General features: G+C 61.5%; 11 protein-coding genes. 7 read left to right on the top strand and 4 right to left on the bottom strand.

Features of this window, described 5'->3' with window-relative positions; translation table 11 throughout:
* The first annotated feature begins 77 nt into the window (after positions 1-77).
* Positions 78-707: a LysE family translocator gene (locus ACJ8KE_RS10760; protein ID WP_060444218.1), complete on the top strand. Its 630-nt coding sequence runs from the start codon at positions 78-80 to the stop codon at positions 705-707.
* On the opposite strand, the gene ACJ8KE_RS10755 is transcribed toward ACJ8KE_RS10760, so the two are convergent.
* Positions 704-1,543 (bottom strand): helix-turn-helix transcriptional regulator, encoded by an 840-nt coding sequence (locus ACJ8KE_RS10755; protein ID WP_049299516.1) that lies wholly within the window; start codon positions 1,541-1,543, stop codon positions 704-706. The genes ACJ8KE_RS10760 and ACJ8KE_RS10755 overlap by 4 nt on opposite strands.
* Before the next feature lie 99 nt (positions 1,544-1,642).
* Here ACJ8KE_RS10755 and ACJ8KE_RS10750 point away from each other — a divergent pair, with 99 nt between their 5' ends.
* The 4 genes from ACJ8KE_RS10750 to ACJ8KE_RS10735 are packed head-to-tail and all read left to right on the top strand — an operon-like array spanning position 1,643 to position 6,655.
* Positions 1,643-3,067, top strand: a complete 1,425-nt coding sequence (locus ACJ8KE_RS10750) for an MFS transporter (RefSeq protein WP_033640935.1) — start codon at positions 1,643-1,645, stop codon at positions 3,065-3,067.
* A gap of 57 nt (positions 3,068-3,124) precedes the next feature.
* Positions 3,125-3,754 (top strand): FMN-binding negative transcriptional regulator, encoded by a 630-nt coding sequence (locus ACJ8KE_RS10745; protein WP_016928529.1) that lies wholly within the window; start codon positions 3,125-3,127, stop codon positions 3,752-3,754.
* Between the two features lie 38 nt (positions 3,755-3,792).
* Complete coding sequence (gene ybiB, locus ACJ8KE_RS10740) at positions 3,793-4,752, top strand: DNA-binding protein YbiB (protein ID WP_016928528.1); 960 nt, start codon at positions 3,793-3,795, stop codon at positions 4,750-4,752.
* Positions 4,753-4,798: 46 nt separating this feature from the next.
* Complete coding sequence (locus ACJ8KE_RS10735) at positions 4,799-6,655, top strand: M3 family metallopeptidase (protein WP_274985297.1); 1,857 nt, start codon at positions 4,799-4,801, stop codon at positions 6,653-6,655.
* Positions 6,656-6,718: 63 nt separating this feature from the next.
* On the opposite strand, the gene ACJ8KE_RS10730 is transcribed toward ACJ8KE_RS10735, so the two are convergent.
* The 3 genes from ACJ8KE_RS10730 to ACJ8KE_RS10720 form a co-directional block, all read right to left on the bottom strand.
* A complete protein-coding gene (locus ACJ8KE_RS10730; protein ID WP_004939270.1) occupies positions 6,719-7,354 on the bottom strand; it encodes a carbonic anhydrase in 636 nt (211 codons plus the stop codon).
* Between the two features lie 287 nt (positions 7,355-7,641).
* Positions 7,642-7,902: a multiple stress resistance protein BhsA gene (gene bhsA / locus ACJ8KE_RS10725; RefSeq protein ID WP_016928525.1), complete on the bottom strand. Its 261-nt coding sequence runs from the start codon at positions 7,900-7,902 to the stop codon at positions 7,642-7,644.
* A 169-nt stretch (positions 7,903-8,071) separates the two neighbouring features.
* The gene (locus ACJ8KE_RS10720; protein WP_016928524.1) at positions 8,072-8,701 is read right to left on the bottom strand and encodes a flavin reductase family protein; all 630 of its coding nucleotides are present in this window, start codon (positions 8,699-8,701) and stop codon (positions 8,072-8,074) included.
* A 118-nt stretch (positions 8,702-8,819) separates the two neighbouring features.
* On the opposite strand from ACJ8KE_RS10720, the gene rlmF reads away from it, so the two are divergent.
* Together rlmF and ACJ8KE_RS10710 are read left to right on the top strand one after the other, a co-directional pair.
* Positions 8,820-9,785: a 23S rRNA (adenine(1618)-N(6))-methyltransferase RlmF gene (gene rlmF, locus ACJ8KE_RS10715; protein ID WP_170913119.1), complete on the top strand. Its 966-nt coding sequence runs from the start codon at positions 8,820-8,822 to the stop codon at positions 9,783-9,785.
* A 210-nt stretch (positions 9,786-9,995) separates the two neighbouring features.
* Entirely contained in the window at positions 9,996-12,995 is a 3,000-nt protein-coding gene (locus tag ACJ8KE_RS10710) for a DUF4214 domain-containing protein (protein ID WP_442517240.1), read from the top strand.
* Positions 12,996-13,247: the final 252 nt, after the last annotated feature.

Below are 13,247 nucleotides of genomic sequence, written 5' to 3'. Positions count from 1 at the left end.
CGAGCGGCGCTGACAAGCCACGTCGGCGTCGCTATGATGGACGCTCCATCCCCGTCCGTCTTCTTATCAGGTGATTCATGATTGATGCCGCAACGCTGTTGTTGTTTTCCGGCGCCTGCGTGGCGCTGGCGCTGACCCCCGGCCCGGATATGCTGCTGATCGCTTCGCGCAGCGTCAGCCAGGGGCGGCGCGCCGGTTTCGCTTCGCTGGCGGGCATTCAGCTCGGCACTTACTGCCACGCGCTGGCGGCGGCGCTGGGGCTGTCGCAATTGTTCGTCGCGGTGCCGCTGGCTTACGACGCGGTGAGAATGTTGGGCGCGGCCTATCTGCTCTATCTGGCGTGGAAAACGCTGCGATCCGGCAGCAGTCTGCAGGCTTCCGCCGGGTTGCAAGCGGTGCCGACGGCGCGCATTTTCCGTCAGGGATTGCTGACCAACATCCTCAACCCGAAGATGGCGCTGTTCGTGTTGGCGCTGTTCCCGCAGTTTATCGATCCGCGCGCCGGCTCGGTGGTGGTGCAGATGCTGGCGCTGGCGACGGTGCTGAATCTGGTCGGCTTGCTGATTAACGGCGGGGTGATCCTGGCGGTCAGCGGCATGAAAAGCCGTTTCGTCGGCCGTCGCTTCAGCGCCCGTTGGCCGAACTACCTGCTGAGCGGCGTGTTCGCCGGGCTGGCCTGCAAACTCATTTTCGACAGCCGTCGTTAATCTTCGCGCAGCAGCGCTTCAAACGCCGCGCTGGCCGGTTCGTCCGGCAGCGCGCTGTACATCACCAGCCGCAGGTGGTTCTCTTCGTCGACGATGAAAGAGGCGTGGTCAAAGGTGACCGGGCCGATCTCCGGGAGGGTGAAGCTGCGCCGCCCCTGGCAACGTCCGTGAATATCATGCTGCCGCCAGAGCTGGCGGAACTGCGGCGATACCTGCTCCAGCGCCTGTACCCGTTGGCGCATCACCTCATCCTCCGGCGCGCGGGCGTAGTCGCGGCGGAAGCTGGCCAGGATTTGCGGCGCCTGCGCCCGCCACTCCAGCAGGCGCGCATTGAGCTGCGGATCGGCAAACAGCATCCACAACATGTTGCGCTCTTGCGCCGGGCGCTCGCCGATGGCGAACAGCCGCTGCGCCGCCGGATTCCAGGCGATGATGTCCCAACTGAGGTTCATGACGTAGGCCGGCCGCAGCGTCAGGTCGTCCAGCAGGCGCCGCACCAACGGCGAAACCTGGCACCACTGATGGCCGACCGGCACCGGCGGGCGCTGATGCGCCAATAAAAACAGGTGGTAGCGGCCGGCGGCATCGAGCTGCAGCACCCGAGCCAGATTTTCCAAAAACGTCACCGACGCATTGATTTCCCTGCCTTGCTCCAGCCAGGTGTACCAGGTGAGGCCGACGCCGGCCAGCGCCGCTACCTCCTCGCGCCGCAAGCCCGGCGTGCGGCGGCGGCTGCCGCTCGGCAAGCCGACTGACTCTGGCGACAGTTGTTCTCGCTTTTGCCGCAGAAAATCCCCCAGTTCGTGGCGGGTGCGTTCGAGGGTGCGTGGGGGCATGTCGGCCGTCCTGTTGCTGTAAGTAATAGTATAAATGGCTATATAGTAACAGTTTAAACTCTATTCCATACTGCGGCCATCATAATCTCTGGAGGTGGTATGGAACATTCATTATCTGTTGAACGGCGGGGATTGCCCGGTCTGCCGGTGCTGTTGTTAGGCGGCTTCGTCACGGTGTTCGATCTGTTTGTGGTCAACGTGGCGGCGCCGGTGATCCAGCAACAGTTCGCCGCCGATTTCGCCGGTATCGGTTTGATCGTCGCCGGTTATGAACTGGCGTTTGGGGTGCTGTTGATCGCCGGTGGGCGTCTGGGCGATCGCTTCGGGCGTCGGCGTCTGTTCAGCCTCGGCATGCTGGGTTTCACGCTGAGCTCCCTGTTGTGCGGGCTGGCGGGATCGCTCAGCCTGCTGATCGCCGCGCGTATCCTGCAGGGGGCGGCGGCGGCGCTGTTGTTCCCGCAAATTTACGCCTTGATGCGGGTGCTGTACGCGCCGCAACAGCGGCGGCGCGCCTTCGCCTGGCTGGGCATGACGCTGGGGTTGGCGGCAATCTTTGGCCAGATCCTCGGCGGATTTATCATCGAGGCCAACCTGTTCGGCAGCGGCTGGCGCATGATCTTTTTGATCAATTTGCCGATCGGCGCGCTGGCGCTGTGGGCGGCGCGGCGCATTCCCGAATCGCGAGTGGCGCAGGCGCAGCGGCTGGACGGCGTTGGCCTGTGGCTGGCGGCGGCCGGCCTGTCGCTGTTGCTGCTGCCATTGCTGGAAGGCCCGGCGCGCGGTTGGCCGTGGTGGATCGCGCCGATGTTGGCATTGGCGTTGCTGACGCTGTGGGGCTTCCTGCGTTGGGAGCGCCGCCTGGCGCAGCGCGGTGATGATGCGGTGCTCGATCCGGCGCTGTTCCGCCAGGCGGGCTTCGCGCCGGGCATGGCGGTGGTGCTGGCGATTTATGCCACCGCCTCCTCGTTTTTCTTGTGCTTCGCGCTGCTGCTGCAGGCGGGGGCGGGGCTGACGCCTTTTCAGGCGGGCAGCCTGTTCGCCCCGGCCAGCGCGGCCTTTATGCTGGCCTCGATGCTGGCGCCCCGGCTGACGTTGCGTTGGGGCAACGGCGTGCTGAGCGCGGGTGTGGCGATTTACGCCGCCGGGTTGGCGCTATTGATGGCGCAGGCGCTGTGGGGCGGGGCGCTGGCGCATCCGCTGCGGCTGCTGCCGGGGTTGGTCGTGCTGGGATTCGGCCAGGCGCTGAGCATGACGCCGCTGCTGAATCTGGTGCTCGGTTTGGCGCCGGAGCGGCAGGCGGGCATGGCGGCGGGTCTGGTGGCCACCGTGCAGCAGGTGGGGGGCGCGCTGGGCATCGTGGTCAGCGGCGTCGGTTTTGTGCCGCTGTTGGCGAGCGGCGGCGCGGCGGAACGCTATGCGCAGGCCTTTGCCGGCGCGATGCTCTGTAATTTGGTGGCGATGGGCGTCGCCCTGATCTTGTTAAACCGGATCACTCGAAATACTCAGAAAGCGGATCTTAAGTAGGCCGCCGGCGGGTGCTTTACTGTCGACATCATGAGAGAACGATAAGGAGCCACACTGATGTTTCAACCCGCCGCATTTCGCGAAGACGATCTGGATGCCCAACTGGCGTTGGTGCGCGCCCACCCACTGGGGCTGTTGGTCAGCCACGGCGAGCAGGGATTGACGGCCGATCCGCTGCCGTTTCTGGCCGATGTCGAACAGGGGCAGATCCGGCTGCGGGCGCACCTGTCGCGCGCCAACGAGCACTGGCGACGGTTGCAACAGGCGGCGGAATGTCTGGTAATTTTTCAGGGCCAGGAGGGCTATGTGTCGCCCGGCTGGTACCCGAGCAAGCGCCAGACCGGCAAGGTGGTGCCGACCTGGAACTACAGCGTGGTGCAGCTGCATGGCGTGCCGACGGTGACGGACGACCCGGCCTGGCTGCGCCGCCAACTGATCGATTTCACCGCGCAGCAGGAAGGGCGGCGTCCTGAACCCTGGCGGATCGAGGATGCGCCGGCCAACTACATCGCCGCACAGCTTAAAGGCATCGTCGGTATCGAGATCGCCGTCACCCGGCGCGAAGGCAAATGGAAAATGAGCCAAAACCGCAGCGCCGACGATGCCGGCGGGGTGATCGCCGGGCTGCGCGATGGCGATGAAGCGCAGCGGCGGCTGGCGGCGGAGGTTGAGCGGCGGCGCGGATAGGGTATGCTAACCGAAGAGTGAGCTGAGGGAACCTTCGGATGGATTACACCAAAATTATCAAAGAAATAGGCCGCGGCAAAAACCATGCGCGCGATCTGGATCGACAGACCGCCTTTGAGCTGTATCAGGCGATGCTGGCCGGGGAGGTCCCCGAGCTGGAGTTGGGCGGCATTCTGATCGCGCTGCGCATCAAGGGCGAAGCCGAAGAGGAGATGCTGGGGTTCTATCAGGCGATGCAGCAGCAGGTCTTGCCGCTGCAGGCGCCGCAGGGGCGGCCATTGCCGGTGGTGCTGCCGAGCTATAACGGCGCGCGCAAGCAGGCCAATCTGACGCCGCTGCTGGCGCTGCTGCTCGCGAAAGTGGGCCTGCCGGTGGTGGTGCACGGCGTGCTGGACGACAGCACCCGCGTGACCAGCGCCGAGATTTTCCGCGCGCTTGGGCTGCCGTGGTCGGAACAGGCCGCTCACGCCCAACAGCGTCTCGATAACGGCGAGGCGGTATTCATGCCGGTTTCAGCGCTGTCGGCGCCGCTGGCGCGGCAGCTCGGGCTGCGTTGGCGCATGGGGGTGCGCAACAGCGCCCATACGTTGGCCAAGCTGGCGACGCCGTTCGGCGAACAGGATGCGCTGCGTCTCGCCAGCGTCTCACACCCGGAGTATGTCGGCCGAGTGGCGTCGTTTTTCCGTCAGATCGGCGCCCGCGGGTTGTTGATGCACGGCACCGAAGGCGAAGCCTACGCCAATCCGCTGCGCTGCCCGCAGATTCACCATATCGTCGGCGGCGAACAGCGCATATTGCTGGAGCGCACCTTGCAGGATGAAACGCCGGCGTTGCCGGCGGCGAAAGACGCGGCAACCACCGCGCGCTGGACCGAGCGCTGCCTGGCGGGCGAGGTGGCGATCCCGCAGGCCATCCAGCGGCAGGTCGCCTGTTGCCTGGTGGCCGCCGGCGAGAGCGAGACGCTGGAGCAGGGGCTGAAACGCCTGCATCAGGCCTGAGCGCGACTATACTGGGATATTTCCTCATCGGTTGAGAAGGACGGTTATGCAACAGGCTCTCGATTACTTCAATCAATTGAACCAGGATTACCTCGACGTACACCGCGCCAAAGAAGAGCTGTTCTGGCAAAACTACATGGGCACCGGCGGCGAAGACGTCTCGGCGCGCTTTTCCGCCGCGGAAAGCGCCTATAAGCGCTTTATCGCCGAACCGCGCCGGCTGGCCGAGATCCGCAATCTGCTGGCCGGATTGGAAGCGTTGCCGCAGGAGGCGCAGCGCGATGCGCTGATCCACGGCCTGCAAGGTTGGCTGCGCTTTTTCGACTGCAACGCCATTGAAGATCCGCAGGCGCAGGCGCTGTTGGATCAGATCATCCACGCCGAATCCGATCTCTACTCGCGCCGCAAGGGCTATCAGGTCACCCATCTGAACGCCGATGGCCGGCGCGTGGCGGCTTCGCTCGGCGAGCTGTTGACCAACCAGGCGACCAACCCGAACGAAGATTACCGCCGCAGCTCGCAGCAGGCGCTGCGCGATCTGGAGCAATGGCTGCTGCATAACGGCCTGCCAGAGCTGATCGGCCTGCGCAACCGCTTTGCGCGCCAGATGGGCTATCGCAACTATTTCGACTACAAGGTGAACAAGACCGAGCGCATGACGCCGGAGCAGCTGTTCGCCATTCTTGATCGCTTCGAGCGGGAAACCCGCGAGGCCAACGCGCGCAGTCTGCAACAGCTGGCGGCCGAGAAGGGCAGCCAGGCGCTGGAGCCATGGAACGTCCGCTTCGCCAGCGCCGGCGACGTCACCCGCCAACTGGATCCTTATTTCCCGTTTTCCCGTTCGCTGGAACGCTGGGTCGACAGCTTCAAACGCCTGCACATCGGTTTTGGCGGCGCGGAGATGAACCTCGATCTGCTGGTGCGCAAAGGCAAGTATGAGAACGGCTTCATGCACGGCCCGGTGCCGCCGTTTGTACGCCAGGGGGAATGGGTGCCGGCGCGCATCAACTTCACCAGTCTGGCGCAGCCGGGGCAGGTGGGCAGCGGGGCTTACGGGCTTAACACGCTGTTCCACGAAGGCGGCCATGCGGCGCATTTCGCCAACATTCGCCAGAATGCGCCGTGCTTCTCGCAGGAGTTCCCGCCGACTTCGATGGCCTATGCCGAAACCCAGTCGATGTTCTGCGACAGCCTGCTGGACGACGCCGATTGGCTGAAACGCTATGCGAAAAACGCCGCCGGTGAGGCGGTGCCCGATGCGCTGATCGAAGCCGGCATCGCGGCGCGCCAGCCGATGCGCGCGTTCAACGAACGCCATATCCTGCTGGTGCCGTACTTCGAGTGGGCGCTGTATCAGTGGGATGACGGGCAGCGCACGCCGGAAGCCATCACCGCGCTGGCGCGCGAGGTTGAGCAGAAGATCCTCGGCATCAGCGGCAGCCCGCGCCCGACGCTGGCGATCCCGCATCTGCTGTCGCTGGAGTCCGCCTGTTCTTATCAGGGCTACCTGCTGGCGATGATGGCGGTGGAACAAACCCGCCACTTCTTCCTGCAGCGCGACGGTTATCTGACGGACAACCCGGCCATTGGCCCGGATCTGGCGCAACACTACTGGTTGCCGGGCAACAGCGTCAGCCATGACGACACGCTGCGCAGCCTGACCGGCGAAGGGTTTAATCCGGACTATCTGGCGCAGGCCTGCAACCAGACGGTGGCGCAGGCGTGGCATGAGGCGCAGCAGACGATGGCCGCCGCGGCCAAGCGCCCGCAGCCGCCGGCAGATTTCGATTTGCAGGCGCACATCCGGGTAGTGGATGGCGATAGGGTATTGGCGGACAACGCCGAGGGTGACGAGCGGATGTGCCGCGACTTCGCCGCGGCGATAGAGGCGCGCTTGCCTTAAGGCTGACAATAAAATCCACGCCGCGGCGTGGATTTTATTTAATGATAAAAACCGGGCGTTATTTTATTCGAAATAGACGTCGGGATTATCGGCCAGAGACACGAAGCTCTTGGTGTTTCTATCCAGCGTGCGAATTTCGCCGCTTTCGATGTCGTACACCCAGCCGTGCAGGCGCAGCCCGCTGTTGCGCAGACCCACCGCCACAGAAGGATGGGTTTTGATATTATTTAGCTGAGCAATAACGTTCTCTTCCACCATAGCGTTAACTTTGTCTGTTTCGCTATTCCAGGTTTTCTTCTCGACCACCGCTTTTGCCGCATCCGCATAGTGCAGCCAGTGAGCTACCGCAGGCATGGGGTCGAGGCACTGGCAGGACGCGATAGCCTTCATGGCGCCACAGTTCGAGTGGCCACAAATCACGATATCAGTAACACCCAATGCCACCACTGCGTACTCGATGGTCGCAGAAACCCCACCCGGCTCCGGGCCAAAGGAAGGAACGATGTTGCCGGCGTTGCGGATAACGAACAGTTGCCCAGGTTCTTGCTGCGTCACCAGCTCGGGAACCAGACGGCTGTCAGAACAGGAGATGAAAAGCGCTTTAGGATTTTGGCTGGAGGCAAGGCTGCGAAACAGTTCCTTACGCTGTGGGAAAATCTCTTTCTGGAAACTGAGGAAACCTTCAATGATATGTTGCATACAACGCTCTCTGCATCTGTAGTCTGCGTAACATGATAATCATCCTCTTCCGTTAGTCCAGCCATAGGCAGGTAAAAAAATGTGTGTGCAAGCCCCCCGCAAACCCCATTGAATACAGGGTTTCTGCCTGTTTGCGACAGAGTTTTCCGGCTCGTTGGCGCGCGGGGTGGCGATAAAGCGGACGGCAAAAAACTCGCTGTCGTACCCTTTCAGCGCTGACGTACGCGAACATAAAAAAAGCCCGCCGGGGTGATATCCGGCGGGCTTTTTGACGTCTGGGGCGGCGATTATTTGTAGATAACCGCGGTCGCGTGCATCAGGTTATTGCCGCTGGTAGAGGTGATGGTGAAAGCCTTGGCGCCTGCAGCATCGGCTTTGGCGGCCAGCTGAGACTTCAGGCTGCTCAGGTCGGTTGCGCCGCTGGCGACGATCACGCCGGCTTTTTCGAATTGGGCGGCATCCTGGGCGCTGACGTGTTCAGCGGCAAAAGTGCTGAAAGAAGCGGTGGCCAGGGCGATAGCGGCAGCAAAAGTTTTGATGGTTTTCATGTTCGTCATTCCTGTCAAAGTGAATTAGGGAGAAAGGGGTTTGCCTTTCGATGGGAAGATTATTGCGCAGTGACAGTCGGGATGAAATCGGAGAGTGTTGACAATTTTGTTCAGATTTTTTGATTATTAATTCCCCCCGTTCATCTTCTGCATAAACAGGGGGAGACGATCAGCGCGTCGGGCGCGCCAGATCGAAACGGTGCTGTTCGGAAATGCCGTAGTAGGCGGTTGGGCCGCCGGCGCGCAGGATAGGTTCGGCAGCGGCGGTCTGGTAGACGCCGTGTTCGTCCAGCAGCGCCGGATCGAGGTGCACCGCCACCACTTCGCCCAATATCAGCCAGGTCTCCACCTGTTCCCCGGCGGCGGTTTGCAGCTGAATGCACTGGGTCAGCCGGCATTCGAAGTTCACCGGGCTTTCGGCCACGCGCTCGGCTTTAACCCGGCGCCCGGGCAGCGGCGTGACGCCGGCGAAGGCGAATTCATCCTCGCCGCGCGGCAGGTTGATGGAACTGTTGTTCATCGCTTCCGCCAGCGGGCGTGTCGCCAGGTTCCAAACGAACTCACCGGTTTCCACGATATTCGCCACGCTGTCTTTCCAGCCGGTGCTGGCGAAACCGATGATGGGCGGGCGATAGTTGAAGCAGTTGAAAAAGCTGTAGGGCGCCAGATTACGCAAGCCGGCGGCGCTGCGGGAAGAGATCCAGCCGATGGGGCGCGGGCCGACGATGGCGTTCAGCGGATCGTGCGGCAGGCCGTGGCCGGCGGCGGGTTCATAATAATAACGAGATTCACGGTTCATGGGGCGTCCTGCGGCAATCGATGAAGCTTTCATTGTGCCGGGTTTCCCGCCGCTGCGCCATTGCGGGCCGGATGTGTTATCTTACGCGCCGGAAATCCCTTCAAGAGAGCCCGTCACGGTGGAAAAAAAGAAAACCTTCCCGCAGCAGAAAAGCGGCTTGCATCCGCGCAACCGTCATCGTTCGCGCTACGACTTCCCGGCGCTGATCGCCAGCTGCCCGGCGCTGGCGCCGTTCGTAAAACCGAACGCCTGGGGCGATGTCTCGGTGGACTTCGCCGATCCGGCGGCGGTGAAAATGCTCAACCGTGCGTTGCTGCAACACTTTTACGGCATCGAACACTGGGATATTCCGGCTGATTATCTGTGCCCGCCGATCCCCGGCCGCGCCGACTATCTGCATCACCTGGCGGATCTGCTGGCGACCAGCAACGGCGGCGAGATCCCGCGCGGCAAGGGCGTGGCGATCCTCGACGTCGGCGTCGGCGCCAACTGCATTTACCCGATCGTCGGCCTGCGCGAATACGGTTGGCGTTTCACCGGCTCCGAAATCGATCCGGTGTCGCTCAACTCGGCCAAGATGATCGTCGAGATGAACCCGACGCTGCGCAACAGCGTGCGCCTGCGGCTGCAAAAACAGCCTGAGCTGATTTTTAACGGCATTATCGGCGCGGCCGAGAAATTCGACGCCACCCTGTGCAACCCGCCGTTCCATGCGTCCGAGCAGGAAGCGCGCGCCAGCACCCGCCGCAAGCTGCATAAACTGGGCAAAGGGGAAGTGGCCGCCAAGCCGGTGCAAAACTTCGGCGGCAAGAACAATGAGCTGTGGTGCGAAGGCGGCGAAGAAGCCTTTGTGCGCAAGATGGTGGAGGAGAGCGTCGGCAAGGCCAACAACTGCCTGTGGTTCACCTCGCTCATCTCGAAAAATACCACGTTGCCGGCCATTTATCATGCGCTGAAGGTGGCGGGCGCGGCCGAGGTGCGCACCATCGAGATGGCGCAAGGGCAGAAGATCAGCCGCTTCGTCGCCTGGACCTTCCACGACGCCGAGCAACAGGCCGCCTGGGCAGCCGAACGCTGGCGCTAAGCCTTCAGGTGCCTCGGTATGGGAGCAAAGTCCCATACCGAGGATCGGTTTTCCCCGTTTTATTGACTTATCGCATCAGCATTTCTTAACTGTAGTCATACCTATAAAAACCCCTCCAGGCAGTGTGCAATGTCTCTCTTCGCGAGGTAGGAGACAGGCCGCGGCACAGCCATGCCGCGAACTTAGTCCATTACACTGACGGGATTTATTATGATTCCTTTAGCTACGCAACAAGAGATCGGCGCCTTAATCATCGGCATTTTCGGGCGTTTGCCGACGGCGGCGGAAATCGATTACTACGACAGCGCATTTGATATCGGCAGCCAGCCGCCCGCCTATATGGCCAGTATTCTAATGAGCCAACCCGATGCTGGTTGGATGAGCGGCCAAAGCGAATACGACATTCTCAGCCAGGTTTATTTCTCCGTTTACAATAGCGCTCCCGATCCGGATTACATCAATGCCTTACTGCAACAGGGGCATTTCAACAGCGCTGTCGCCAGCGTCGTCATCGACCTCTTTAACTATCTGGGGGACGATCCGGTGATGCTGGCGCAGCGTGATGCGCTCGATCAGCGCATTGCAGAAGGTTTGTATCCCGGCACGGCCGCCGATGCCGCCGGCGGAAGCGGCGACGCACAGGCGATGTTTTATCTGCTGCGAGCGCCCTGGCAGACCGATGAAATTGCGCATGACGGCAAGCTGCTCAATCAGGGGGGCGATCTGGCTGCGTTGGCGCAGAGCAAGATTGCCACCCTGCCGCTTAACGATCTTTCCGATCATGACTTCATTTTGCATCTGTTCGCTCAGGGATTCGAACGGCCACCGACGGCAACTGAACTGGCCGCTTACCAGCAACGGCTGGCGGAAGGCGCGACGCGCGGCGATCTGCTGGTGGATATGATCGCGCAGTTGCGCGGGGTGGTGGCGCCGGAAGATGCGGCGGCTCAACAGCATTTCAATGCGGCGGGCCAGGAATATTCGCCGGGCGAACTGCCGGCGACCGAGTATCTGGAGCAGATAGCGGCGCTGTTCCGTGCATTGCCCGAGCGGGCGGTGGACAGCGTCTCGCTGGACAATTGGAGCAAGACGCTGGCCTCCGGCACCTTGAGCTATGTCGAATTGGTCACGGCCCTTCTGGCGACGCCGGAATTTCAGGCGCAGATCGGTGGTTTACAGGGGGACGACTTTATTCAGCACGTCTATCAGGCGGTGCATGGCCGGGCGGCGAATGAACAGCAGTTGGACCACTACCGGGCGTTGGGCGGCGACAAGGCCCTGGTCACGCAGGCGGTGATCGCCGATCTGATCAATGCGCCGCCGACAGGTGATGTTCAGTATGAACAGTGGATGTTCGCGCGCGATGTCGGCGCCAGCCTGGCGTATAAAACGACCGCGTCTCTCGCCACCAGCGAGGGCGGCGGCAACGCGTCGGGTACGGTGAATACGCATGCTCACCATACGCTGAGCAATGCAGAAACCGCCGTGCTGTTCAGGGTGTTCCTGGATGCTGACGCGGACGTCACGGTTGACCTGAGCTATGCCTCGCAGCTTTCTTACCTGATCGTCAATGGCGACGCTGCGGCGGATATCTGGCTGCACAATAACCCTGCGGCTCGGTATGGGGTGGACATAACGGTAAACAATGCCAATGTGACAGTGCATGGCACCTATGGCGACGATCGGGTGCAGCTCACTTCGCAGGCCGATCTCGCCGCCGCCCAAGGGCACTTTTATCTGAACAACGGCAATGACAGCCTGCTATGGGGAGGCAATGCCGATGGCGGCGCCAATCATGTGGGATGGATATTCAGCGCCGATGGCGGTGACGGGCACGATATTTTGTCCGCCAACCTGATCGTCAAAATGACCTCGACGCTCGATCTCTTTGGCGTGCGCATCAGTACGGTGAGCAGCAATGCCGCCAACTTCAGTCATTTCGAACAGATAGATATGGCGGGTTACATCGGCCAGGCGGAAGCTACGCTGACGCAAATCGGTTGGAACGGTTACAGCACGAAAGCGCTGGCGACGAGTGCTCATGTGTTTGACTACGGGGTGCTGAGCGGCAACGCCACCGTAGAGGGAACGGACGGTGGGACGGTCGTGCAGAGCCGGGCGGCGCAGGCGCTTGGCCGTGAGGGATTGTTGTTGTCCGGCCGGGCGGATAACGTCAAGGTGATCAACGCCAATGCCGATGCGGCGCGCCTTGAAATCAGCGGTATCGGCGATCATGCGGACAGCCGGCTGGAGATAGCCTTCCTTGAGAATGCCACCGATCGTTTCGATCTGTTGTTCTCCGGGCGCGGTAATGCCGGCTCGTTGGCGCTTGACTCGCATGGCGATGAAAATCCATTGACATTGGTTGCCATTAACACCGGCGGCTGGGGAAATGGCGCCTTGACGCTGACGGGGCAAAATGATCAGGTGCAAGACATTACGTTGTCCGGCGGCGCGAATTTCAACCTGACGCTAACGGAGGGGTACACTCAGGTCCGCCAGGTTGACGCTTCGGCCTTCGCCGGTAATGGGTTCACCCTGACGTCCTCTCATGGTGGCAGCGGTGACGGCACGATCATTCAAATGTTGGACTTGCTGCCGTTAAGTGGTGGCGCGCAGGCCAAATTGGCGCCGCTGCTGGAAGATCTTGGGCTACAGGGCGAACAGCTGTTGGTCAAAGGCGGAGGAGGCAGCGATCAATTTAACGTGCAGGGAGACACGACGATCGTGGCCGGCGCAGGGAAAAGCCACGTGACGCTGCAGAGCAGCACGGCGGCGTCAGGCGTGACGTTAAAAGACTTTTCGCTGACGCAGGGCAGCATCGACGATGTGCTTTCGGGCCTGCGGATTGCCCATGGCGCCGGCGCTAAGCTGGCGGATTATGGGGTCAGCGATGCGCAAGGCATGGAGGCGAGAATCAGCGCCCTGACGGCCGAGCAGGGCGGCAGCGCCAGCCAGCTGTTGGCCGCGTTGCTCGATCTCGGTCAGCCTGGCGCGTTGAGCGCCAAGGTCGGGGTCAGCAGCGTTCTCGGCGAGCAAAACAGCAGTTACCTCATTGTCGATAACAATGATAACCACCGTCTGGATGCGGCGGACAGCGTCATCCTGCTCTTGGGGCAGGACCATCAAAGTTTGCTCAATGAACTGCGCTATGTGCCGGAAATCATGCTCAACGGCACGGTGACTGAGCCGGAGCCGCTGGTCGCGTAAGAGGCGATGTGTTAGCTCAACGGCGCCGGTTATCCTGCCGGCGCCGATAAAAATCCGCATTTTACCTTTCAATTTTCATTACTTACGTTATTCTCATTACGCATTTAATAATAAAAATCTTAGGTTGTTGGTTTATTTAAATTCGAATAATTACTTTACTGAATAAATAAATTTAATCCGGTTAATAGCAATAACCAGAAGGTTCGGCGCTGCCCGTTCCTTCCGCGATGGCACGTCTGCGTGTGGGCGCGG

The sequence above is a fragment of the Serratia sp. CY56464 genome (assembly GCF_052168435.1).
GTDB classification, from domain to species: domain Bacteria; phylum Pseudomonadota; class Gammaproteobacteria; order Enterobacterales; family Enterobacteriaceae; genus Serratia; species Serratia marcescens.
This window is presented reverse-complemented; position numbering and strand designations above follow the sequence as displayed.